The organism is Nocardia heshunensis, from assembly GCF_054782115.1.
On record NZ_BAAGTC010000004.1, the window covers coordinates 353,751 to 374,540 of the forward strand.

A 20,790-nucleotide genomic window follows, 5' to 3' on the forward strand; every position below is an offset into this window, starting at 1 on the left:
AGGCGTCAGCCGATGTTGGCGGAGAGGGCGGGGAGCATGCGATAGGCCTCGTCCTGCCAGGTGTTCCAGGCGTGAATGCCGTATACCGGGAAGGAGTAGTCGACGTTGTCGGCGCCCAGGGTGCTCATGCGGACCTGGAAGGCCCGAGTGTTGACCAGCGCCAACGCTTCCAAGGCCATGCCGTTGACGGTGCCCATATTGGGTCCGTCCATGGCGGTGGGACGACCGCTGGCCGCGGCGATGTAGAGGCGGGTGCGATTGGCGACCAGTTGGGGTGCGAAGACGAAGGGGTCCATGTGCAACCACTGCGGACCCCAGGGCGGGGCCATGGAATCGACGTTGTAGCCGCCGGCGTCGATCATGGCCAGCCGGATGGCTTCTCGCATGCCCGGGGCCGAGTTGTTGAGGTAGCCGGAGAACGCTCCGGCGAAGGAGAACTGGTCGGGGTGGTAGGCGGCCAGGGTGAGGGCCGCCGACCCGCCCGTGGAGAGGCCGAAGACGCCGTTGCGGTTGGGGTTGAAGCCCAGGCGGTCGCGCAGCGCCCAGCGCAGGTCGTTGGTGAGGAAGGTTTCCCAGGTGTAGCGGTAGCTCTTGCCGGGGCCGCCGGAGAGGGCGTCGGTGGCGCCGGAGCCGGTGTTGGCGGAGCCGGTGCCGGGTGGGATGCCGAAGAAGGAGCTGGGGGCATTCCAGTCGGCGTAGAAGCTGGACTGGCCGCCGACCGGCATCACCACGTTGATGTTGGCCGCGGCCATGGCCTCGGCGACATTGGTTTCGATCTCCCAGCCGCTGAGGTCTTCCCGGGCGCGCATGCCGTCCAGGGCGTAGACCACACGGTTGGTATTGCCGTCCGCGGCGCGCAGCACGCGGGTCTTGATGGGGCCCATGGTCGCCGAGTCGACCCAGAAGTCGAAGGCGGCCGGGTCGAACGCGGCGGATGCCGTTGCGCCGCCTCCGGTTACGGAGATCAGCAGCGGTGCGGCCAGGGCCATGGCGGACGCCAGCACGGTGCGGCGTGAGAGTCCTGCACCGCGGCCTGTCGAATTCGATTTTCCGCGAATCGATTCCATCGATTCCGATCCTTTCGCTCGTGTGGCCGTGAGACCGCAGGGCTATCCGGAACCGGTCCCCGAACCGGGCGAAAAGCGGGCGCGACGACGGGGGCAGTTCCCGTCGTCACGCTCGCTGATGTACCTATCGTCCGGTTCCTCGATTTCGTTGCCGAAAATTAGCGATGATCTTCACGATTGGCGCTCCACCCCAGGTCAGCCCGCAAGAATTCGTTGAAAGTTGTCTCCCAGAACCAGGGTTCGCACCGCCGGATCCGCAATGGCGGCCTCGACGGTGTGCCGCGCGGCCACCACATCCCCATACGGCGTGTTCGAGCCGAACAGGCATTGATCAGGAACTTCCCGTGCGGCCGCGGAGACCGCGAAGACCTGCAACGCACTGGACAGATCCAGGTACAGGTTGCGCCGCGCCGCAGCCAGTTCCACCAGATCCAGCGCATGAAACCCGCCGAGCGCGCCCACGATCAAGGGAACCGAAGAATAGCGGGCGGCCAGTTCGGCATAGGTGCGCAGATCCTCGAGGGTATTGGGCGCGAACCCGTGCACCAGCACCGGCAGCCCGCCGTACTCCGCGCTGACCGCCAGCACCGGTTCGATGCGCGCCGCCTGCCCGGGCGGGGGAGTGATCTCACCGATCCCGACGATATCGGGCCGCGCCAGGAAGGGCTCGAACCACGCGCCGAGGCGTTCGACCGGCAGCGCCGATGGCATGCTCGCGAACCCGATCGCCGCCCCGGGATGCGCGTCCAGCGCACGCACCACCTCGCCCATGGCCGCCCGCACCTCGTCCTCGGCGGCGGCCGCGCCCCCGACAACCGCTGTGAGCCTGGCGAATTCGGCTCGCACCTCCGCGAGGGTGTGCGCCTGTTCGGGGTGGACGCGAGTGGACAGCAAGACCGTCCTGTCCACCCCCGCTGCCGCGGCGCGCGCCAATTGCGCGGCGGTGTCGACGGTGACGTGCGCGTGTACATCGGTGACCATGGCGTTCCTTCGTTCCGGGAATGAGCGGCGGCGGCCCGACGCTAAACGTTGACATTGGAGTCAAGGTCAAGACGAAGGGCATCGATGCTGATCAGCGAGCTGTCGCAACGCACCGGCGCGAGTGCCCGCGCGCTGCGCCACTACGACCGCAGCGGCTTGCTCGAGGCCGGTCGCCGCGGCAACGGCTACCGGGACTTCCCGGAGTCGAGTGTCGAACGCGTGCGCCGGATTCGGGCATTGCTGGCGGTGGGATTGGATCTGGCCGCGATCGCCTCCCTGCTGCCGTGTTTCGCCGCGGACGGGCAGTTGGGTGGCTGTCCGCATGCGCGTCGTCGTTTGGCCGATGAGGTCGCCGACCTGGATCGGGAGCTGATGTCGTTGGCACGCACGCGATCGTTGTTGACCGCCGAACTGGCACGGTGGGATCGACCCGCTTTGCCCGATTAGCGATCATTACGCCCCGCGGCGGGGTTACCGTCGATCAATGAGCCGTAGTGGGAGCGGACACGGTCGGATGGTTCGGGTTGGGGTGGTGGTGGCCTCGGCGGCCCTGATCGCAGCGGGTTGCGGGAGCGGCGGGAAGGGGCAGAGTCCGCAGGCGGGGAGTTGGCCGCCGTCGGGCGGGCGGGGGTCGTGTGCGGTGGACAAGCAGGAGAATGTGGCTGCCACCATGCGCGATGGCACGGTATTGAAAGCCGATGTGTACAAACCGAAGACGGCGGATGCGGTGCCGGTGATTCTCATGCGCACGCAGTACGGGAAGGCGGCGGCGCAGATTCAGCCGTTCCGGTATCAGACGCCGGATTGGTTCGCATCACAGTGTTATCTGGTTGTGGTGCAGGACATTCGGGGGCAGGGGCAGTCCGGCGGCACGTTCAGCGAGTTCACCAATGACATGAACGACGGCTATGACTCGGTGGAGTGGGCGGCCGGGCTGGATGGATCCAATGGCAAGGTCGGGATGTACGGGTCGTCGTATGTCGGTGCGACGCAATGGCTTGCGGCCGTGGGCGCACCGCCGCATCTGACCACGATCGTTCCGGCCAATACCGCTTCGGATTATTACGACGGCTGGAATTACGAGGGTGGCGCGTTCCGGCTGGCGTTCGTGGAGCCGTGGGCGATGGAGACCATTGGGGCGAGCGCGGCGCTCAATCGGGGCGACACCGGGACCGCCAAGCAGTTGGCGGCGGATGGCGCGGATTTCACGCGCTGGCTGGGTTTCCGCCCGTACCAGCAGTTTCCGCCGCTGCACCCGGGGGATCCGGCGGTCGCGCCGTGGTTCTACGACTGGATAAAGCATCCGACTCGCGATGACTACTGGAAGCAGTGGAGCATTCGCGATCGGTACGCGAATGTAAAAGTCCCCGTACTGGATTTCGAGGGCTGGTACGACGCGTTCCTGGCCGGTGGCACCGAGAATTTCGCGGGCATGGTGGCGAACGGCGGCACCCCGGAGGCGCGGGCCGGGCAGCGGCTGGTGTTGGGTCCGTGGGATCACGTCGGGTGGGGGCGGCCGGGCAGCAATGTCGAGACGCCGATGCTGGCCGCCTCGGGCGAGGCCGGGAACAGTCCGATCAACGACCTCATGCTGGCCTGGTACGACCATTTCCTGAAGGGCAAGGACAACAAGGTTTCCGGCAAGCCGGTGGTCGACTACTTCCTGATGGGCGCGAACAAGTGGAAGTCGGCGTCGGCGTGGCCGTTGCCGAATACCCAGTGGACCACCTACTACCTGTCCGGCAATGGCGGTAATGCCGCGCAGGGCCGCGTCGGTCAGCTCACCGCCGATGCTCCGAAGGACCCGCAGCAGCCGGATCGCTACGACTACGACCCGTTGAACCCGGTGCCCAGCGCGGGCGGGCATTCCTGCTGCGGCGCGTCGACGGGTCCGCAGGGGCCGGTGGATCAGTTCGTGGTGGAGCAGCGTTCGGATGTGCTGACCTACACGACGGCGGCGCTGCCCTCGGATACCGAACTCACCGGCCCGATCCGGCTGACGCTGTGGGCGGCCTCGACGGCGACCGACACGGATTTCACCGCGAAACTGGTCGCGGTGGCCCCGGACGGCTCCACCGTGAATCTGAACAACGGCATCATTCGCGCCGCGTTCCGGGATTCACTGGAGCATCCGACACCGATCGTGCCCGGGCAGCCCTACAAGTATTCGATCGACATCTGGCCGACGAGCTATCTGGTCCCGGCCGGGTCGAAGATTCGCGTCGAGGTCTCGAGCAGCGATTTCCCGCAGTTCGCGCCCAATCCGAATACCGGTGACCCCTTCGGCGCGAGTACGACTACGCAGGTGGCGACGCAGACGATCTATCACGATCCGGAGCATCCGTCGGCGGTGGTGTTGCCCATCATTCCGGCGGGCGACGCGGGAAGTTCACGATTCCCGATGGCGCATTGACACTTTCGCGTCGCAGGATGACCGTGGCCGGGGCCTCCCGAGGATTGTCCGCCCCTGTTCGGGAAGCACCGGCCGCCTACAGACTAATCGGGGCCGGAAGGTGTCCCGGCACGCCGACCCGGTTTAGTGTCGCGGGGTGGGTTTCGAGGTGCGTGTCGATACCGCTGGTGCGGTCGAGATCGTCAGAGCGGCAGCCGGGTTCGGCTGGCGCTGGGGCTCCGGAAATGTCGCCGAATTCTCCCGACTGGTCGGCTGGAGCAGTCCGCAACCGGTCGGCACCCTCCGCGACGGCCCCGTCTTCTCCCGCACCGGCCTGTCGGTGTGGTGGGACACCGCCATGTTCTGGGGCAGCGAACGCGGCCTCGACCACGTGCGCATCACCATCTCCGACTGCCCGGCCCCGGCCGACTTCGGCAGCCGCGAACTCCTCGAAGCCGCGCTCGCCCGCGTCACCGGCGTGTTCACCGAGCATTGGGGTGAGCCCGAGAGCGCCGACGCCGGGCCGTCCGAGGGCGCGGGCTGGCGCTTCGCGAATGTGTTCGCGGGCTTGACCATCGGCGTCGACACCGTAGACCTGCTGCTGGTCAATCCGACCGCCCAGCGGTATTGGATGGAACGCCGCCACGAGGCCGCCCGCCGCCGCGCCGCCGCCGGCGGCTGGATCCGCTTCGCCGAAAGCCTGGCCGGTTTCCTGGAAACGCTGCCGGTGGAGGCGCGGCTGGTGCTCACCGCGGCGGGCGGCCGATTCATCCAATTCGACGCCGACGCCGAACAATTGACCGGCGAGCTGGCCCGCAGCGAATTCATCGACCCGACCTGGCGCTACACCCCGCAACTCGAACAGCAACTGCTCGACCAGGGCTGGACCCCGCCGCGCGAGGCGAACTGGACCCGCACCCTCTCGCGGCGCGCGGGCCCCGCGGCCATGAGCGGCCTGGCCCTGCGCATCGTGGACACCCTGCGCACGGTCGGCGTCACCGCGATCACCGAACTGGTGGCCGACGCCTGGGTGGAGGGCGGCGCGGACCTGGACGTGGCGCCCCTGGGCATTCCGCCGCATCCCACCTCCCGCACCCAGCGCGCCGAATTCCTGCGCCGCCACGCCACCTACGACTTCGACGCCGGTCCGCTGCGGGTGGACGTGCCCGCCGGAATCGAGGTCGCCCGCGCGGCCCGCACCTTCGACTGGACCTGGACGCGCGCCGATCTCACCGCCTTCACCGCGGCGGTGGGCTGGAAACCGGTGCACGACACCGTCGCCGGGGAGCGCACGGTCTGGGTCGACACCGAGCTGACCGTGGACGATCCGCGCGCCCGCTTCTGCTTCGACGGGGATCGGCTGGAGGCCGTCTGCCTCACCCTCAGCGACAGCATCGAGTCCTTCCTCTACGACGAGGGCCTGCCCGACGAGGTGCGCGAGCAGCGCACCGCCGCGCACGCCCGCGCGGTGGACGGGTTCCGCGCCGAATTCGGCCTGCCCCGCTACGGGGTGCTGGGCCAGGTGCACGGACCGGCCTGGCCGGACGCGCAACTCACGCTGGGGGTGGTCACCGACGCGGACACGGTGGAACTGCACCTGGTGCCCGCGACCGACCGCGACCGGCGCCTCATCATCGAGCAGCAGCGGGCCGCGCACCGGGCGCGCGAACGCGAATGGGCGCAGTTCTTCGACGAATTGGCCGCGCTCATCACCGATCTCAGCGAGGCCGGGCAGCTCACGGTGGACGCCGGGGAACCGCATCGCGCGCGCATCGACCGCCACGGTGAGCTGCTGCGCCTGGAATTGGCCAGCGCCACCGCCCGCGCCCTGTCGCCGCGCGTGCTGAAGTTCATGCTGCGTGACGGCTGGCAGCATCCCGATCATCGGTATCCGTTGTGGCGCATCGAGATCGGCCTGCCAGCTCTGCCGCGTGAGCTACGCCGCCTGGCACGGCTCGCGGTGCTGCCGCTGCGCACCCTGCTGCCGACGCAGGGCCAGCTGCGGGTATTGCTGGATGGTTTGGATCAGCCGGTGCGGTCGCCGTCCACGGGGTCGATCGGGGGCGTCGCCGCGCCTAAGGTCGAAGGGTGATCGAGACAGAAGACATGGGTGTCACCCGGGCCGCCTATGACGAGGTGGCCGAGCAGTACGCCGATTTCATCCACCGGCAGCTGCTCGAGAATCCCTTCGACCGGGGCATGATCGACGCCTTCGCGCAACTGGTCGCCGAGAGCGGTCCCGGCCCGGTCGCCGACATCGGGTGCGGGCCCGGCCGAGTGACCGCGCACCTGGCCGCCGCCGGATTCGAGGTATCCGGAATCGACCTGTCGCCGGAGATGATTCGGCTGGCGCGGGCGGAGTTCCCCGAGCTTTCCTTCGAGGTCGGCCCGATGGAACGACTGCCGTTCGCCGATGCCGCACTGGCCGGGCTGGTGGCCTGGTATTCCGTGATTCACATTCCGCCGCAGCGGATTCCGGAGGTGCTGACCGAGCTCGCACGGGTGGTGCGGCCCGGCGGGCACGCCCTGTTCGGCTTCCAGGCCACCGATGAGCCCACCGGTATCACCGAGTACGACCACAAGGTCGCACTCGCCTACCGTTGGGCGCCCGCCACCTTCGCGGAGACGCTGGCGGCCAACGGTTTCCGCGCCGTCGCCACGCTCAGCCGGGAGGCGCGCGCCAATGAGCGCACCCCGCACGGCAACGTGCTGGCCGTCAGAGTCTGAGCGCTGGCCGTCAGAGTTTGACCGGTTCCGGTTCCCGGGCCGCTCGCTCGTCGAATTCGGTTCGGGAGACCGCGATTTCGTCCGCGTGCCGCAGCGCCCACTGCCCCATGGCGTGGGTGATGTGGCCCAGGTCCGCCCCCAGGTCGGTGAGCGTGTACTCCACCCGGGGCGGGACCGTCGGATACACCGTGCGCGACACCAGCCCGTCGCGTTCGAGATCGCGCAGCGTGCGGGTCAGCACCTTCTGGGTGATGCCGTCGAGGCGGCGGCGCAGTTCGTTGAAGCGGATCGGGCCGCCCTCCTTGCGCAGCGTGCCCAGCACCAGCAGCACCCACTTGTCCGCGAGCACCGCGAGGACGTCGCGGGCCGGGCAGCGCCGGAGGTAGCTTTCGACCAGATTTCCGGATGGCTCCCAGTCGGAGACGGTATCCATGAGGTACCTCGGGTTCAAAGTAGTGCCTTCTTCCCGAAAGATACTATCGGCCGCAGGATCGAGAGCATGAAAGCGATCATGCAACGCACCCTCGGCGGACCCGATGTCCTCGAGACGGTGGAGGTCGAGACACCGCGGCCGGGCAGCGGCGAGGTGCTGGTTCGGGTGGCGGCCACCTCGATCAATGCCGCCGACTGGAAGCTGCGCTCGGGTGCGGTCACCAAGCTGGGCCCGCCGCCGTTCACGCTGGGGTTCGACCTCTCGGGCGTGGTCACCGAGATCGGCGACGGCGTGACCGAATTCCGGCCCGGCGACCAGGTTTTCGGCAATGTCCTGAGCCGCGCCGGTGCGTACGCCGAATATGTCGTCGCCCCAACCGAATTCCTCGCACCCAAGCCGCAGGTCCTCGACCACGTCCAGGCCGCCGCCTTGCCGACCGCGGTGCTCACCGCCTGGCAGGCGTTGCGCGAAGTGCGTTCCGGGCAGCGGGTTCTGGTGCACGCGGCAGCCGGTGGTGTGGGCCATTTGGCGGTGCAGATCGCCAAGGCGCGCGGCGCGTATGTGATCGGCACCGCCCGCGCCGCCAATCACGAGTTCCTGCGCGAGCTCGGCGCGGACGAGCTGATCGACTACACGACAACCGATTTCACCACCGCCGTCGACAATGTCGATATCGTCTTCGATCTGGTCGGCGGCGACTACACGCAACGGTCCCTGCGCGTACTCACCCCGAACGGCCGCGTGATCGACGCCCAGGGCGAGGAGCCGCTCACCGATCCCCGCTATCACCGCCTCTGGTTCGTCCCCTCGGGCGCGGATCTGCGTGCGGTCTCGGAGCTGATCGGCGCGGGAAACCTGAAAGGCGAAATCGACCGTGTCCTGTCATTGGCCGAAGCCGCCGAGGCCCACCGGCTCAGTGAATCCGGCCGGGTGCGCGGCAAGATCGTGCTCACCGCCTGGGACGACTGAGCATCCGGCCATCGGGACCGTGGGTGCGCGAACCGGACTCGGGGCATACCGTCGCGAGGAGACCGCGTTCACAAGGGAGTAACGGTGACGGACTGGAACGAAGAAGTCGATGTCCTGGTGGCAGGGTCGGGCGGCGGCCTGGCCGGGGCGTACACGGCGGCCCGCGAAGGGTTGACCGTGGCGGTGGTCGAGGCCACCGACAAGTTCGGCGGCACCACCTCGTACTCCGGTGGTGGCGGCGTGTGGTTCCCGTGCAATCCGGTGCTGGCGCGCGCGGGCGTGGACGACACCCTCGAGGACGCGCTGACCTACTTCCGGTCCGTGGTCGGCGACCGCAGCCCGGCCGCATTGCAGGAAACCTACGTCCGCAACGGCGCGAAGGTCATCGAATACCTCGAAGCCGACGAGGCTTTCAAATTTCAGATGTTCCCGTGGCCGGACTACTTCGGAAAGGCTCCCAAGGCGCGCACGGACGGCAAGCGGCACATCGTCCCCGCGCCGTTGAAGGCCGCGAAGCTGGGCGAGCTGAGCGGGTCGGTGCGCGGGCCGCTGGGCACCGACCGCCACGGCGAACCACAGCCGGACTATCTGATCGGCGGGCGCGCGCTCATCGGCCGGTTCCTGCTGGGCCTGGCCAAGTATCCGAATGTCACCCTGCACCGGAATGCGCCGCTGGTCGAACTGGTCACCGAGGACGGTGCGGTCACCGGCGCGATCGTGGAACGCGACGGGCAGCGCGTCGCCATCCGGGCGCGCAAGGGCGTGCTGCTGGCGGCCGGCGGTTTCGAGGGCAACGACGTGCTGCGGCAGCGCTACGGCGTGCCCGGCGCGGCCCGGGACACCATGGGGCCGTACGGAAATCAGGGCCTGGCGCACGAGGCAGGCATCGCCGTCGGCGCGGATACCGATCTGATGGATCAGGCCTGGTGGTCGCCGGGCCTGGTGCATCCGGACGGGCGGGCAGCGTTCGCACTGTGGTTCACCGGTGGCATCTTCGTGAACCAGTCCGGTTCCCGCTTCGTGAACGAGTCCGCGCCCTACGACCGGCTCGGCCGCGACATCATCGAGCAGCTGAACGACGGGTCGGCGACCCTCCCGTTCTGGATGATCTACGACGACACCGAGGGCATCGTGCCACCCATCAAGGCCAGCAATGTGCCGATGGTCGAGGCGGAACGCTATGTCGAGGCGGGCCTGTGGAAGACCGCCGACACCCTCGAGGAGTTGGCCGCCGAGATCGGCGTCCCCGCCGACGCCTTGGTCGCCACCGTGGCCCGCTTCAACGGATTCGCCGCCGAGGGCGTCGATCCGGACTTCGGCCGCGGCGACGAAGCCTACGACCGCGCCTTCTCCAATGGCGAACCGCCGCTGACCCCGATCGTGAAGGGCCCCTTCCACGCGGCCGCCTTCGGCATCTCGGATCTCGGCACCAAGGGCGGCCTGCGCACCGACACCGCCGCCCGCGTGCTCGACACCGAGGGCAATCCGATCCCGGGCCTGTACGCGGCCGGCAACACCATGGCCGCGGTGAGCGGCACCGTCTACCCCGGCGGCGGCAACCCGATCGGCGCGTCGGTGCTGTTCAGTCACCTCGCCGCCCTCGACATGAGCACCCGCTAGCGGCGTCGGCCACCCGTCGTGTGATGCGATAGGCGCATGACTGCGGGTATGCCCGGGCGGACCGGGTACGACGTGATCGTGGTGGGCGGCGGACACAACGGGTTGGTGGCCGCCGCCTACCTGGCTCGGGCCGGGCGCTCGGTGTTGGTGCTGGAACGCGCGGACCGCACCGGCGGTGCGGCCGTGTCCGAGCGGCCGTTCCCGGGGTTCGACGCGCGGCTGTCGCGCTACTCGTATCTGGTGAGCCTGCTGCCCGAACGCATTGTGCGGGACCTGGATCTGAGTTTCGAGACCCGTAAGCGCCGCATCTCCTCCTACACGCCGGTCGGGGATACCGGGCTGCTGGTGGACAACGGCTCCGAGTCCGCCACCCGCGCCAGTTTCGCGCAGGTCACCGGTTCGGAGCGCGATTACGCGGCCTGGCAGGACTTCTACGGCATGACCGGGCGGCTGGCCCGGCGCGTCTTCCCCACCATGATGCAGCCGTTGCCGACGCGCGCCGAATTGCAGCGCACGGTCGACGATTCCGCGGCCTGGGAGGCGATTTTCGAACGGCCCCTGGGGGAATCGGTGGAGGCGCGTTTCGCCGACGATCTGGTGCGCGGCGTGGTGCTCACCGACGCGCTGATCGGCACCTTCACCCACGCCCACGATCCGTCGCTACTGCAGAACCGCTGCTTCCTGTACCACGTCATCGGCGGCGGCACGGGGGACTGGAATGTGCCGGTCGGCGGGATGGGCGCGCTCACCGACGCGCTGGCGAATGCGGCCCGCGCGGCCGGGGCCGAGATCCGCACCGGCAGCCTGGTCACCGGCATCGAAACCGACGGCCGCGCAGCGGAAGTCCGGTTCTCGGGTCGCAACGGCGAACACACCGTGACCGCTCGCCACGTACTGGTGAACGCCGCACCGTACGTGCTGGCCGGACTGCTGGGCGAACCGGCCGACAAGCCCGAGGGCGCACAGCTGAAGATCAACATGCTGCTGCGCCGGCTGCCGAAACTGCGTGACCCGCAGGTGGATCCACGCTCGGCGTTCGCCGGGACCTTTCACATCTCCGAGTCGGCCACGCAACTCGACCGCGCCTATCGGGAGGCCGCGGCGGGCGAACTACCCTCGGCCCCGCCCTCGGAGATCTACTGCCACACCCTGACCGACCCGACCATCCTCACGCCGGAACTGCTGGAACGCGGATTCCACACCCTCACCCTGTTCGGGATACACACGCCCGCATCACTCTTCGCCGACGACCCACGACGCACCAAGGACCGTCTGGTGGATGCCACACTGGCGCAATTGGATTCGGTACTGGCCGAGCCCATCCAGGACTGCCTGGCCCTGGACGGCGAGGGCAATCCGTGCGTGGAGGCCAGGACTCCGCTCGAGCTGGAGCGGGAGATCTCCCTGCCCGGTGGTCATATCTTCCACGGGGACTTGGCCTTTCCCTACCGCGACGACGCCGACGACAGCCCGGCGGCGCGCTGGGGCGTGGCGACCGGGCACGCCAATATCCTGCTGTGCGGCGCGGGCGCGGTGCGCGGCGGCGGGGTCAGCGGGATCGGCGGCCACAATGCCGCCATGGCCGTGCTCGAACAGTGCCGGGCCGACAAGGGCTGAGCTTCAGTCCAGGCCGCCGTGCTCGGCATCCCAGCGGATCCGAGCCGCGGCGACCCCGTCCATGTGTGCCCGCGACCAGTCGGCCAGGTAGAACGCGACCTGCGCCAGGCTCTCACCCGCCTCGGTGAGCCGGTAATCCACCTGCGGCGGGATGGTGGGATAGGCGGTGCGCTCCAGAAACCCGTCCCGCCACAGGCGTTTGGTGGTGAGGGTCAGCATGCGCTGCGAGATGCCGGGTACCGCGCGCTGCAGCTCACCGAATCGGCGCACCCCCTTACTCAGCTCCACCAGCACAAGAATCGTCCACTTGTCGCCGAGGCGCTCGACGGTGTCCCGGATCCCGCAGCGATCATCGCCACACGGCCCCTCTGCGCCCACCGCCGCGACCTGGTCGGTATCAGCGGTGTTCGTGACTGACAGCAAAGTGCCTTCTTCCCAGCTCAGCGGGTTTCCCGCAGGCTCGGTCGTGTCGAAATCCACGACTTGCTCAACGCGAGGAGAAGCGAAAATGATCCTGGTAACCGGTGTTTCGGGCGCCCTGGGCGGACTGGTGCTGGACGGGCTGCGGGCCCGCCCGGACCTGGAGGTGCTCGCGGGCAGCAGCTCCGGGGACGGCGACACCGTCCGCCGCCTCGACTTCGACGATCCCGCCACCCTCGCCGCGGGCCTGCGCGGCGTGGACGTGCTGGTGTTCATCTCCGCCGGGTACGCCGAGGACGACGTGGTGACCGCGCGGCACGGCGCGCTGGTGGCCGCCGCCACGGCCGCCGGGGTGCGGCACGTGATCTACACCAGCCTGTCCGCGTCGGCCACGCACACCTCCATCGCCGTCCCGCACCTGTGGACCGAACAGCGTTTGGCCGCAGCGCCTTTCGCGGTCACAGTGCTGCGCAACGGTTTCTACAGCGAACTCACCGTCGGACTGGCCGCCGACGCGATCGAATCCGCCTCCGCCACCGGCGTTTTCGCCGCCCCGTTCGGCACCGGCCGGATCTCCGGGGTGTCGCGGCACGATCTGGCGCAGGTCGCCATCCGGGTGGCCGCCGAGATCGAGGCCGACCTGCGGGCGGGGGTGCCGAGCCCGCACGCCGGTCGCACCTACGAATTGGAGGGCGTGGACTCGGTGGACGGCATCGAGATCGCCGAGCTGTTGAGCGAATCCCTCGGCCGCCCAGTGGAATACCGCGATGTCTCGCTCACCGACCTGCGCACGGGCCTGGCCGGCAGCGACCTGGAGCCGTACCGGATCGGGCACAGCGTGTCCCTGTTCGCCAATCTCAAGGCCGGTTTCCTGCACGCCACGAGCAGCGATCTGCCCGCCCTGCTGCCGGACGCCCCGCGCCCGGTGCGCGCCGAGATCGCCGCCGCGCTCACCCGCCCGTGAGCACTAGGAGGTGCGGCGGCCGTCGGCCCCGTGCTGGCCCATGATGTCCGAGCAGCAGCGAATGAAGTACCGCACCACCGGATCCGCCTCGGAGGCGTCCGGCCACACCACCGCCACCCGGGTCGGCCCGATACCGTGCACCGGCCGGAACACCACGCCCGGGTACGCGGTGCGGGCGGTGGAGGCGGGGGTGAAGCTGACGCCGAAGCCGTTGGCGATGGCGCGCAGCCATTCCTCGGTGCTGCGGGCGATGGCCCCGATGATGGCGGTGTCGGCGGGCCGGGCGTCCAGGCCCATCCAATAGTCGCGCCACCACCCGGTTTCCGCGGGCGAGGCGACATACGGTTCGTCCCACAGTTCCCGGAAGGCGAGGTCGTCGCGCGTCGCCAGCGGATGATCGTGCGGCAGCGCGATCCAGCGCGGCTCGGCGAACAGCTCCCGCACGTGGTACTCCTCCTGCCCCGGAAAAGGCAGCCGCAGCAGCGCCACATCCACGTCGCCCTCGTCCAGGCCCGCGGTGGGGTCGGTCCAGCCGCCGGTGTGGATATCGACCTGCCAGTCCGGGTGCAGCCGATGGAACACCTGGATGATCTCCGGAATATGGCTGTCGGCAGCGGAGTTGACGCTGCCCAGCCGCAGCACCCGGGAGGCGCGGCTGGCATCGCTCTTGGTGTCGCGCAGTATCCGATCCCAGGACGACAGCAGCGGCGGAATCTGTTCGGCCAATACCTTTCCGGCAGCGGTCAGCGTCCAGCCCGCCCGGGACCGGATGAACAGCTCCACGCCCAGCTGCTGTTCCAGCTGTTTGATCTGGGTCGCCAGCGCGGGCTGCGCGACATGAAGTCGCTGCGCCGCCCGCGGCAGGTTCTCCGCATCCGCGACTGCCAGGAAGTAACGCAGCAGTCGCGTGTCGATATCCATGCCACCAGGTTAGGAACAGGGCAACCGGTAGGCATACCCCAAGCCTTGGAAGGCGGGATATGAGGCGGATGCTATCGGCGGTTCCGGAGCGTGTTGTCGGCCATCTCACGCTAGATTCATTTGCTAGAAGATTGCCTGATCAGTAGACCGGAAGACGCGAGTCGAGTACGGAGGCGATCGAAACGAGCGAGCGGCATCTGCCACAGCACCGCCGCGCCCAGCCGGGCCGGGGTCCGATGACGCGCAGCCTCTACGGGGCCACCCGCAAGGCCGCCGGTTCCATGGATCGCTGGCTGCGCCGGGTCAGCGCCGACACCGCCGCCCCGCCCGAGGAAGCGCCCGAACCGGTCGAGCCGCCCGTCTCGCAGGACCTGCTGGATCTGCTGCGCCACCTCGGCGTCGCACTCATCCGCTCCGGCGAGACCACCACCCGGGTGCAGGACATCCTCGACGATCTGGCCCGCCGCTACGACGTCGACGAGGTGCACTTCTTCGTGCTGCCCACGGGAGTGTTCGTGCGCGTGCAGGATTCGCGCGGCTCGGCGGTGGATCTGATGGAGGCCGACTCCGACACGCTGCGCCTGGATCAGATCGCGGCGCTGTATCGGCTCATCGACGAGATCAAGCAGGAGGTGCCGCCGCCGGTCGAGGCGACCGCGGCCCTGGCCCGCATATTGCTGTCGCCGCAGCCCACCCCCGTGTGGCGGCTGCTGCTGGGCAATGTGGTGCTCACCGTGGGCCTGGGCCTGATGCTCAATCCGACCTCGAACGCCCTGCTCGGCTATCTGGTGCTGGGTCTGGTGGTGCAGCTGCTGATCATGGCGGCCGACCGGTTCCGGCTGCTCTCGACCGCGCTGCCGGTGGTGGCCGGGGCGCTGGTCACGTTGCTGTCCTTCGGTTTTCCCAATGCGCTCGGCGGCGGCAATCCCTCGCAGCTGCTGATCCCGTCGGTGTCGAGCCTGCTGCCGGGCGCGGCGCTGACCAACGGCTCCATCGAATTGGCCACCGGCAGCATGGTGGCCGGGGCCAGCCGCACCATCTACGGCTTCAACAAACTGCTGCTGCTGGCCTTCGGCATCCTGATCGGCCTGCAACTGCTGGGCACCCTGCCGACGACGACACCCGCGCACTCGGGTGGCGGATTGGGCTGGTGGACACCGGTACTCGGGGTGCTGCTGATCGGGCTGGGTCACAGCTGGCGGGCGAGCGCGCCGAAGAAGTCGCTGGGCTGGCTGCTGATCGTGCTGTACGCGGCGTTCTGCGGGCAGCAGCTGGGCCAGCAGTTGCACGGCGGCGGACTGCTCGGTTCGTTCCTTGGCGGCATGATCGCGGTGCCGGTCGCCTACCTGGTGCAGCGCAGCAAGGACGCCCCGCCCACCCAGGTGGTGTTCCTGCCCGCGTTCTGGATGCTGGTGCCCGGCGGCATGGGATTGACCGGGGTTTCGGAGCTGGTGACCAAGAACGACCCCAACGGCCTGCACGTGATCGTGAATGCGGTGCTCACCATTCTCGCCATCGCCATGGGCGTGCTGGTCGGATCCGGACTGGTGTCCTCGACGCGGCAACCACAACTGGAGAATATGGTCGAGAACTGGCTGGGCCCCGACACCGGCCGCCACGCCGCCCCAACGCTGCGCACCGGCCCGGAAGTGCTGAGCACCGGCCCGGAAAGTCAGCGCACGACAGGCAGTTCCGAGCCGGGATCGGCGAGCCAGAGCAGCCAGTGAGGGGCGAGCAGGGCCGCGAACTCGTCGTAGCCGGGCGCACCCGGGTGATACCCGTCGCCCGCGGTGACCTCCCGCATCCAGACGGTGTTCTCGCGGAGCGGATGATGCGTCCGCAGATACGGCACCTTGACCTCCTCGCAGAGGTCGGCGTAGCGGGTGTCCAGCGCCAGGATGCGGGCATTGTGGGCGTCGTCGACATTGGGCGGCGGCGCGACCACCATTGTCTGCCAACCCCTTTCCCGCGCCGTGCGCAGGATGGCGGCCAGATTGCGCACCGAGTCCTCGAGCTCGACCCGGGGGCGGCCGTCCTCGAACTGGGTGTCGTTGACGCCGGTGGAGATCACCACTCGGGCGTCCGAGCCCGCGGGTAGCCGCAACGCGCACTCGGCCTCCCAGCGCTCCCGTAGCTCGGTGCTGTTCTCGCGCCGGATCCCGAGGTTGTAGTAGGTCAGGGGTTGCCCGGCCGCGATGGCTCGGGCGGCCAGTCGCCCGGCCCAGCCCAGGCACTTCTGATCACCGACCCCCGCCACGAAGGACTCACCGATGAAGCAGACACGCAGATCGAGCACCACGCACCGATCCTCGCACGCCCCTTCACAATCCATCACACTCTGGTATTAAGCAGGAATAACAGGTAGTTCGCGGGCTCGGCGGAACCGTTCGTACCGGACTGCGCGCAACGGACACCGGATCGAACACTGTTACGGTTACCGGCGTGTTGGGTGGTCTCGCAGAGTGCTGCCTGCCGCATACTCACACCGAGCCGACCATGGGACCGCAGCCGTTCCCACGATCCGAAAGCGCGTATAAGACATGCGAGTCGACGGGCGGGAGATTCCCGTCTCCGGCAGCCTGCTGCAGCCGCGGATCCGCCGGACCAGTGACATTCTGCGCGTTGTGCTGTCCGCATTGGCGGTGGCCATCGTCATCGCCGGATCGCTGATCACCCGGCCGCAGTGGGAACAGCTGGAGCGGTCGGTCTCCGGCATCGTGGGCTTCCTGACCCCGGAACAGTCCAACCTGGTCTACATCGTCTACGGCATCGCGATTCTGGCGCTGCCCTTCGCCATCCTGGTGCGGCTGGTGCTGCGTCGGCAGTGGAAGCTGCTGGCGGGCTTCGTCTCCGCGGGCCTGATCGCGCTGGGCCTGTTCTCCATCACCGGCACCGGTTTCACCGCGCCGCGCTGGCATCTGTCGGAACCGCAGCAGGTCAATACCTTCCTGTCGCAGTTCCTCGACGATCCGCGCTGGATCGCCATGCTGGCGGCGGTGCTCACGGTGGCCAGCCCGTGGCTGCCCACCCGCTGGCGGCGCTGGTGGTGGACACTGCTGCTGGCCTTCGTACCCATTCACCTGTTCGTCTCGCTGGTGGTGCCCGCCCGCGCCGCGCTCGGTCTGGTGGTGGGCTGGCTGGTGGGCGCGGTGATCGTGCTGCTGGTCGGCACGCCCGCGCTCGAGGTGCCGCTCGATGCGGCGGTGCGGGTGCTGGCCCGGCGGGGTTTCCGGGTGACGGCGTTCAAGGTGCTGCGCCCGGCCGCGCGCGGGCCGCTGGTGCTCTCGGCGAGCACGGTGCCGCAACCCGAGCTCAGCGCCGCGGCCAAACCCACGGCGGATCCGGCCACACCGTCGGCGGAGACCGAATCCCCGTCCCCGGACAATGAATTGATCATCGAGCTGTACGGCGCGAATCAGCGCAGCCGCGGCATGCTGCAGCAGTTCAAGCGCTGGCTGACCATTCGCAGCGGCGAGTACCCGGCCTCGTTCGCGTCCATGCGGCGCGCGGTCGAGCATCGCGCGCTGATGGGTTTCGCCATCGCGGATCTGGGGCTGGCCAGCAACAAGCCACTCACCGTCGCGGCCCTGGACCGCAGCTGGATGATGTACGCGCACACCGTCCCCCAGGGGCGTCCGCTCGCCGCCACCGACGGAGAGAAGACGTTGACCAGCGCGTGGCGGGCGCTGCACAGCATGCATCAGGCGCAGATCTCGCACGGTGATCTGCGCACCGACGAGATCCGCGTACTCGATGACGACACCGTGCTCTTCGAAGGCTTCGTGCAGTCCGAATTCGGCGCCTACAAGGTGCGTTTCGACTCCGACGTGGCGCAGCTGCTGTTGAGTTCGTCCGCCCTGTTCGGCCCCGAACCGGCGGTCCGCGCCGCCCTCGAGGTGCTCGACAAGCAGGCGGTACTGGACGCCTCGACCCGGCTCACCAAGACCGCCATGCCGGCGCATCTGCGCAAGGCGGTGCCGGAGTCGGGCGCGCTGATGAAGGATCTACGCGCCGAGGTGGCCGAGCAGACCGGGCAGGACAAGATCGCCGCGGCGCAGGTCACCCGGTTCTCGCGCAATCAGATCGTGCAGCTGGTGCTGCTCATCGGCCTGGTCTACGTGGCCTACCCGTACATCAGCCAGGTGCCGACCTTCTTCACCGAACTGCACAACCTGCACTGGGGCTGGGCAGCACTGGGCCTGACGGTGTCGGCGCTGACCTATGTCGGTGCGGCAATGGCGTTGTGGGCGTGCGCTTCCGAGGCCGTGAAGTTCCGCAATCTGCTGCTCATGCAGATCGCCAATACCTTCGCCGCCACCACCACTCCGGCGGGCGTGGGCGGTCTGGCGTTGAGCGTGCGATTCCTGCAGAAGGGCGGCCTGGGCGCGGTGCGTGCCACCGCGGCCGTGGCGCTGCAACAGACCGTGCAGGTGGTCACGCACCTGGTGCTGCTGCTGATCTTCGGTGCGGCGGCGGGTGTTTCGACCAACCTCTCGCACTTCGTGCCCAGTGCCACCGTGCTGTATTTCGTCGCGGGCGCGCTGCTGGGCCTGCTCGGCGCGACCATGTTCATTCCCAAGATCCGCCGCTGGCTGCTCAACGAGGTGCGGCCGCAGCTGGCGGAGGTGCTGGCGCAGTTGAAGGATCTGGGCCGCCGCCCCGGCCGCCTCGGCATGATCATCGCCGGTTGCGCGACCACCACCCTGGGCTCCGCGCTGGCGCTGTGGGCGAGCATCGAAGCCTTCGGCGGCGCCACGACTTTCGTGACGGTCACCATCGTCACCATGGTCGGCGGCACCCTGGCCTCGGCCGCGCCGACGCCCGGTGGTGTGGGCGCTGTCGAAGCGGCACTCATCGGTGGGCTGGCCGCCTTCGGAGTGGAGGCGGGGATCGCCGTCCCCGCCGTCCTGCTCTACCGCGTGCTGACCTGCTGGCTGCCCGTCTTCTGCGGCTGGCCGATCATGCGCTGGCTCACCCGCAAAGACATGATCTAGGCCGAATATTCTTTGCGCAGTTCAACCTTCACGACCTTGCCGCTGGCATTTCGGGGCAGCTCGTCGACGATCACCAGGTGCTTGGGGTGCTTGTAGCGGGCCAGTGAATCGTTGAGGAACGGTTCCAGCTCTTCGAGACTCAGATCCTCGACGCCCGGCATCAGCGCCACCACCGCGACCGGCACCTCGCCCCACTTCTCGTGCTTGCGCCCGACAACCGCGGCCTCGTGGATCTTGGGATGGGCGAAGAGCACGTTCTCGATCTCGGCGCAGTAGATGTTCTCGCCGCCGGAAATGATCATGTCCTTCTTGCGGTCCACCACGTAGACGAAGCCCTCCTCGTCCCGGCGGACCAGATCACCGGAGTGGAACCAGCCGCCGTGGAAGGCTTCGGCGGTCGCCTCCGGCTTGTTCCAGTAGCCCTGCATGAGAGTCGGTCCGCGATAGACGATCTCGCCGATCTCGCCGGGCGCGACATCGTTCATCTCGTCGTCGACCACGCGGGCCTGGATGGTCGGGATGGGCTTGCCGACCGAGCCGAGCTTGCGCAGCGCGTCCTCGCCGTCGAGCACGCAGGTGATGGGCGACATCTCGGTCTGGCCGAACACCGCGACATTCGAGGCGTCCGGGAAGCAGTCGGCCATGGCACGCAGCACGCTGTCCGACGCCGGGGCCGCACCCCACGACAGTCCCTTCAGGGCGAGCTTGCGCTGCTTGACAGTCGGCTCCTCGCAGATCAGCTGCCACTGCGCGGGCACGCAGAAAGCGGTGGTGGCCTGCTCGGTCTCGACGGCGTCGAGGAATTCGGTGGCATCGAACGCGCCCAGCGGATGCAGCACGGTCTTGCTGCCGAGCAGGAACGCCGGGGTGAGACTGCCCAGTCCGGCGATGTGGAACAGCGGCGAGGTGCAGAAGCCGACGGAGTCGACGGTGACCCCGAGCGCCCGAATACAGGTCAGCGCCTGCGAATTCATGTTCGCGTGGGTCAGCACCGCACCCTTGGGGGTGCCGGTGGTGCCGGAGGTGTACATGATCAGGCCGGGGGTGTCCTCCGGAATATCCAGCGGCGCATGGGGTTCGCCGGCTTCGGCGAGCGCGTCGTCGTAGCCGAGCACCCCGTCCGCGCTCTGCCCGTTGATCACGACGACGGTGTCGAGACCAACGGCCTGCCCGGCCACACCCACGGCCAGCGGCTGCAGCACCGAATCGGTGACGATCGCCTTGGCGCCCGAGTCGGCCACGATGTAGGCGACCTCGGGCGGGGTGAGCCGGAAGTTCACGGGCACCGCGATCGCGCCCAGGGCATTGATGCCCATGACCGCCTCGATGTACTCGGTGTAGTTGAGCGCCAGGATGAGCACCCGATCGCCGAACCCGACCCCTCGACGGGACAGCGCGTCGGCGAACTTCTCCGACCGGTCGTGCAGCTGCTTCCAGCTGGTGTCGACGCCCTTGCAGCGGAAGGCGACGTGGTCCGGCCGCATGGCCGCGTGGGTCGCGATCTGGTTCACCCAGTGGTTGCGACGCGACCGAATCGGCTCGTCTAGCGGCTGGAAGGTCATGCAGTGTCCTTTCACGCTGGTCGAGCGAGAATACCCGCTAACTTTCTGACGTGACAAGGGTTACAGAGAAGGTTTCATCGAAAAGTTCTCACTACTTCAATCGGCAGTTCAGGACGCAAATAG

At 68.5% G+C, this 20,790-nt stretch carries 17 protein-coding genes; 10 read left to right on the forward strand and 7 right to left on the reverse strand.

Going from position 1 to position 20,790, the window contains the following annotated elements; genetic code table 11:
- Positions 1–5: 5 nt before the first annotated feature.
- Positions 6–1,067, reverse strand: coding sequence for an alpha/beta hydrolase (locus tag ACYVN4_RS14250; RefSeq protein WP_460721144.1), 1,062 nt, complete (start codon positions 1,065–1,067; stop codon positions 6–8).
- A 195-nt stretch (positions 1,068–1,262) separates the two neighbouring features.
- Positions 1,263–2,048 carry an amidohydrolase family protein gene (locus tag ACYVN4_RS14255; RefSeq protein WP_460721146.1) on the reverse strand — a complete coding sequence of 262 codons (786 nt, stop codon included), beginning with the start codon at positions 2,046–2,048 and terminating at the stop codon, positions 1,263–1,265.
- A gap of 84 nt (positions 2,049–2,132) precedes the next feature.
- On the opposite strand from ACYVN4_RS14255, the gene ACYVN4_RS14260 reads away from it, so the two are divergent.
- From ACYVN4_RS14260 to ACYVN4_RS14275, 4 genes are all read left to right on the forward strand, one after another.
- A complete protein-coding gene (locus tag ACYVN4_RS14260) occupies positions 2,133–2,495 on the forward strand; it encodes a MerR family transcriptional regulator (RefSeq protein ID WP_460721148.1) in 363 nt (120 codons plus the stop codon).
- A gap of 82 nt (positions 2,496–2,577) precedes the next feature.
- The gene (locus ACYVN4_RS14265; protein WP_460722659.1) at positions 2,578–4,461 is read left to right on the forward strand and encodes a CocE/NonD family hydrolase; all 1,884 of its coding nucleotides are present in this window, start codon (positions 2,578–2,580) and stop codon (positions 4,459–4,461) included.
- Between the two features lie 136 nt (positions 4,462–4,597).
- The gene (locus ACYVN4_RS14270) at positions 4,598–6,532 is read left to right on the forward strand and encodes a DUF6301 family protein (protein ID WP_460721150.1); all 1,935 of its coding nucleotides are present in this window, start codon (positions 4,598–4,600) and stop codon (positions 6,530–6,532) included.
- Positions 6,529–7,167 (forward strand): class I SAM-dependent methyltransferase, encoded by a 639-nt coding sequence (locus ACYVN4_RS14275; protein WP_460721152.1) that lies wholly within the window; start codon positions 6,529–6,531, stop codon positions 7,165–7,167. Before ACYVN4_RS14270 ends, ACYVN4_RS14275 begins: the two co-directional genes overlap by 4 nt.
- Before the next feature lie 10 nt (positions 7,168–7,177).
- On the opposite strand, the gene ACYVN4_RS14280 is transcribed toward ACYVN4_RS14275, so the two are convergent.
- Positions 7,178–7,600 (reverse strand): winged helix-turn-helix transcriptional regulator, encoded by a 423-nt coding sequence (locus ACYVN4_RS14280; protein ID WP_460721154.1) that lies wholly within the window; start codon positions 7,598–7,600, stop codon positions 7,178–7,180.
- Positions 7,601–7,666: 66 nt separating this feature from the next.
- Between ACYVN4_RS14280 and ACYVN4_RS14285 the strand changes: the two genes are divergently transcribed.
- From ACYVN4_RS14285 to ACYVN4_RS14295, 3 genes are all read left to right on the forward strand, one after another.
- Positions 7,667–8,569, forward strand: a complete 903-nt coding sequence (locus tag ACYVN4_RS14285; protein WP_460721156.1) for an NADP-dependent oxidoreductase — start codon at positions 7,667–7,669, stop codon at positions 8,567–8,569.
- A gap of 84 nt (positions 8,570–8,653) precedes the next feature.
- Positions 8,654–10,189 carry an FAD-binding protein gene (locus ACYVN4_RS14290; protein ID WP_460721158.1) on the forward strand — a complete coding sequence of 512 codons (1,536 nt, stop codon included), beginning with the start codon at positions 8,654–8,656 and terminating at the stop codon, positions 10,187–10,189.
- Between the two features lie 36 nt (positions 10,190–10,225).
- Positions 10,226–11,806, forward strand: coding sequence for a phytoene desaturase family protein (locus ACYVN4_RS14295; RefSeq protein WP_460721160.1), 1,581 nt, complete (start codon positions 10,226–10,228; stop codon positions 11,804–11,806).
- 3 nt (positions 11,807–11,809) lie between these two features.
- Here the strand turns inward: ACYVN4_RS14295 and ACYVN4_RS14300 are convergent, their stop codons facing one another.
- On the reverse strand, positions 11,810–12,229 hold the full coding sequence (locus ACYVN4_RS14300) for a winged helix-turn-helix transcriptional regulator (protein ID WP_460721162.1): 420 nt from the start codon (positions 12,227–12,229) through the stop codon (positions 11,810–11,812).
- 85 nt (positions 12,230–12,314) lie between these two features.
- Here ACYVN4_RS14300 and ACYVN4_RS14305 point away from each other — a divergent pair, with 85 nt between their 5' ends.
- Complete coding sequence (locus tag ACYVN4_RS14305) at positions 12,315–13,190, forward strand: NmrA family NAD(P)-binding protein (RefSeq protein WP_460721164.1); 876 nt, start codon at positions 12,315–12,317, stop codon at positions 13,188–13,190.
- A 3-nt stretch (positions 13,191–13,193) separates the two neighbouring features.
- Here the strand turns inward: ACYVN4_RS14305 and ACYVN4_RS14310 are convergent, their stop codons facing one another.
- Positions 13,194–14,111, reverse strand: a complete 918-nt coding sequence (locus tag ACYVN4_RS14310) for a LysR family transcriptional regulator (RefSeq protein ID WP_460721166.1) — start codon at positions 14,109–14,111, stop codon at positions 13,194–13,196.
- A gap of 236 nt (positions 14,112–14,347) precedes the next feature.
- Here ACYVN4_RS14310 and ACYVN4_RS14315 point away from each other — a divergent pair, with 236 nt between their 5' ends.
- On the forward strand, positions 14,348–15,838 hold the full coding sequence (locus tag ACYVN4_RS14315; protein ID WP_460721169.1) for a threonine/serine exporter family protein: 1,491 nt from the start codon (positions 14,348–14,350) through the stop codon (positions 15,836–15,838).
- Here ACYVN4_RS14315 and ACYVN4_RS14320 read toward each other — a convergent pair.
- Positions 15,784–16,410: a GDSL-type esterase/lipase family protein gene (locus ACYVN4_RS14320; protein ID WP_460721171.1), complete on the reverse strand. Its 627-nt coding sequence runs from the start codon at positions 16,408–16,410 to the stop codon at positions 15,784–15,786. The genes ACYVN4_RS14315 and ACYVN4_RS14320 overlap by 55 nt on opposite strands.
- A gap of 241 nt (positions 16,411–16,651) precedes the next feature.
- On the opposite strand from ACYVN4_RS14320, the gene ACYVN4_RS14325 reads away from it, so the two are divergent.
- Entirely contained in the window at positions 16,652–19,105 is a 2,454-nt protein-coding gene (locus ACYVN4_RS14325; protein WP_460721173.1) for a flippase-like domain-containing protein, read from the forward strand.
- On the opposite strand, the gene fadD5 is transcribed toward ACYVN4_RS14325, so the two are convergent.
- Positions 19,102–20,667, reverse strand: a complete 1,566-nt coding sequence (fadD5, locus tag ACYVN4_RS14330) for a fatty-acid--CoA ligase FadD5 (protein WP_460721175.1) — start codon at positions 20,665–20,667, stop codon at positions 19,102–19,104. The genes ACYVN4_RS14325 and fadD5 overlap by 4 nt on opposite strands.
- Positions 20,668–20,790: the final 123 nt, after the last annotated feature.